Below are 2,866 nucleotides of genomic sequence, written 5' to 3'. Positions count from 1 at the left end.
GGGGTTGGCCGGGCGGGATGGGTTTGCGGGGGACGCCGTGAATCCGTCCGTGGAGGCTTGGCCGCGGCATCCATGCCGCGGACACCCCCGCAAACCCATCCCACCCGGCCACGGACAGTTTCCGTGTGCGTCCACCACGGAAAATAAAGAGAAGATCAAAAGCGGAAGCGGATCGCTTCGCTCTGCAACCACGCATGGCGTGGATCTACCGTGTCGACCAAGGTCGACACCTACCCACAGCAGCGGGAATCTGTCGGAGGTGGGGCGGTGTGGGGCTGCAGGACCGTTGGCGCCATGGATGGCGCCATCGAGCCCCCATGGACGGGTTTACGGCGTGTCCTGCAGCCCCACACCGTCCCGCCAGACCATCAGCCAATCCAGAGCCGCTTTGGCTTTGGCCGTTGCTTGCGCGGTGGCCTCTGCAGGTGCAGGGCGCAGCCCTGCCGAAACCCACCCTCAGGAACTGCAAGACAGCATCGAGCAGCCGGCGCGGTTGTCGGCCCACGCCGGGCGCTTGCCGGCGAAATGCTCCAGCCCGGCGCGCTCGGTGTACGGATCTCGCAGTACGTCCTGCAACGCATGAACACCGCCGAGGTCGCCCTGTTCGGCGCGGTCGATGGCTTCCTGCGCCAACCAGTTGCGCAGCACGTACAGCGGATTGGCCGCGGCCATCTTCGCAGCACGTTCGCTGGCCGACAGCGGATCAACACGCAGTCGCGTCGCATAATCCTGCAACCACTGCTGCAATGGTGCCTGCACCGCCTGCTGGCGCGCCTCGTCGTAGTACACCGCGTCCAGCAGCGCCGCATCCGGTGCCGCCGGATCGAGGCGCATCAGCGCGCGCCAGGCCAGGGTCATGTCCATGGCACCGTCCTGCATCAGCTGCTGCCAGCGCAGGTGGAGCTGCAGGTCGTCATCGTCGGCGGCGGCCAGGCCCAGCTTGGCTGCGGCATCGCGGCGCGTGCAGGCCACGAACGTGGACTGGTATGCGGCCAATCCTGACTGCAGCGGTGCCACATCAGCAAACAACGGCGACAACGCCTGGGCCAGCCGACTCAGGTTCCAGTACGCCACCTGCGGCTGGGTACCGAAACGATAACGCCGGCCTTGGGCATCGGTGGTGTTCGGCGTCCAGTCCGGATCGAAATCCTCGACCCAGCCGTAAGGGCCGTAATCGAGTGTGAGGCCGAGCACGGACAGGTTGTCGGTGTTCATCACGCCATGCACGAAACCCACGCGCATCCAGTGCGCGATCATCTCGGCAGTGCGCACCGCGATCTGCGCGAACCAGTCGCCATACAGCGCCTCGCCCTGCCCTTGCAGTTCGGGGAAATCGCGGGCGATGCAGGCATCGACCAACTGCTGCAGCAAGGCGGTTTCCCCGCGCGATGCCGGAAGCTCGAAGGAACCAAAGCGCAGGAACGACGGTGACACCCGGCATACGATGGCACCAGGCTCGGCACGCGGATGGCCGTCGTAGAACATGTCGCGCACCACGTCTTCGCCGGTGCCTACCAGCGACAACGCGCGCGTGGTCGGCACACCCAGATGGTGCATCGCTTCGCTGCACAGGAATTCGCGGATCGACGAGCGCAGCACTGCGCGCCCATCGGCCCCGCGCGAGTATGGCGTGGGGCCGGCCCCCTTCAGCTGCAGCTCCCAGTGGCGGCCATCCGGCGCCACCAGTTCACCCAGCGAGATCGCACGGCCGTCGCCGAGCTGGCCGGCCCAGTGACCAAACTGATGGCCCCCGTAGTTGGCCGCCCAAGGCTGCATGCCTGCATACAGTGCGTTGCCACCGAATACACGGGCGAAGCCTTCGCTCTCGACCTCAGCGGTATCGAAGCCAAGCATTTCGGCCACGTCCGGCGCCCAGGCCAACAGTGTGGGCGCCGTCACCGGGGTCGGCATCACCGGCGACCAGGCCGCGCCCAGCACTTCACGCCTGCGCGGGCCGGATTCGGGGTCGCCCGGCAGGGTATGCAGCAGGCGGTTGTCGAAACGGGGGCTGTCGGTATCCATGGTGCTGAAGATGGGGGCGACGGCCGCCCGCCTCAATTGCCGCTGAGCGCCTGCAGGTGGCCGCCGTGGGCCTCGGCACGCTGGTAGGCCGGGCGCTCACCGATACGCTTGAGGAAGCCACGCAGTGCCGGCTTGTCGTCGAGGCCACCACCGCGCGCGGCAGCGGCCTGGATCGGGAAGCTCATCTGGATGTCGGCCGCACTGAAGCGCTCGCCGGCAAACCACGGGCTTTCGGCCAGGCGGCGCTCCATCCACTCCAGGTGCAGCCGCCGCTGTGGACCGATGAAGCCGCGCTCGGCCTTGTCGGCGATGCTGCGCGCGATCGGGCGCGCGAAGAACGGCATCGGCGCATTGCGGATGCGGCCCATCACCAGGGTCAGCAGCAGCGGCGGCATCGCCGAACCTTCGGCATAGTGCAACCAGTAGCGGTAGGCGATGCGTTCAGCCCCGTCGGCCGGCATCGGTGACGGCGACAGCTGGCGCTGGGTGTCGTAACGGTCAGCGAGGTAGTCGAGGATTGCCCCGGACTCGGCCAGTACCAGCTCGCCATCCTGGAGCACCGGCGACTTGCCCAACGGGTGCACGTTGCGCAGTTCTGGCGGCGCCAGCAGCGTCTTCGGATCACGCGGATAACGGCGCAGTTCGTAGTCCAGCCCCAGCTCCTCCAGCATCCACAGCACGCGCAGGGAACGGGAGTTTTCCAGGTGGTGGACGATGCGCATGGGGACGATCCTTGGGAAGACCTGCATCGTACCGCGCCAGCTGCATGCCTTTTGTAGAGTCGGGGGGGGGGGGGGGGGGGGGGGGGGGGCGCGGGGGGGGGGGCGGGCGGGCCAAAAGCAGG

At 67.6% G+C, this 2,866-nt stretch carries 2 protein-coding genes; both read right to left on the bottom strand.

The features are described 5' to 3' along the window. Positions 1-456 precede the first annotated feature (456 nt). Complete coding sequence (locus V3B46_RS19700; protein WP_329892686.1) at positions 457-2,022, bottom strand: protein adenylyltransferase SelO; 1,566 nt, start codon at positions 2,020-2,022, stop codon at positions 457-459. Between the two features lie 32 nt (positions 2,023-2,054). Then, positions 2,055-2,744: a glutathione S-transferase family protein gene (locus V3B46_RS19695; RefSeq protein ID WP_049442804.1), complete on the bottom strand. Its 690-nt coding sequence runs from the start codon at positions 2,742-2,744 to the stop codon at positions 2,055-2,057. Positions 2,745-2,866: the final 122 nt, after the last annotated feature.

Source organism: Stenotrophomonas sp. SMYL11 (assembly GCF_036320005.1).
GTDB classification, from domain to species: domain Bacteria; phylum Pseudomonadota; class Gammaproteobacteria; order Xanthomonadales; family Xanthomonadaceae; genus Stenotrophomonas; species Stenotrophomonas maltophilia_A.
This window is presented reverse-complemented; position numbering and strand designations above follow the sequence as displayed.

Excerpts from the sequence above, each read along its gene's own strand:
- V3B46_RS19700 (WP_329892686.1), bottom strand. The coding sequence starts at position 2,022 with ATGGATACCGACAGCCCCCGTTTCGACAACCGCCTGCTGCATACCCTG.
- V3B46_RS19695 (WP_049442804.1), bottom strand. The coding sequence starts at position 2,744 with ATGCGCATCGTCCACCACCTGGAAAACTCCCGTTCCCTGCGCGTGCTG.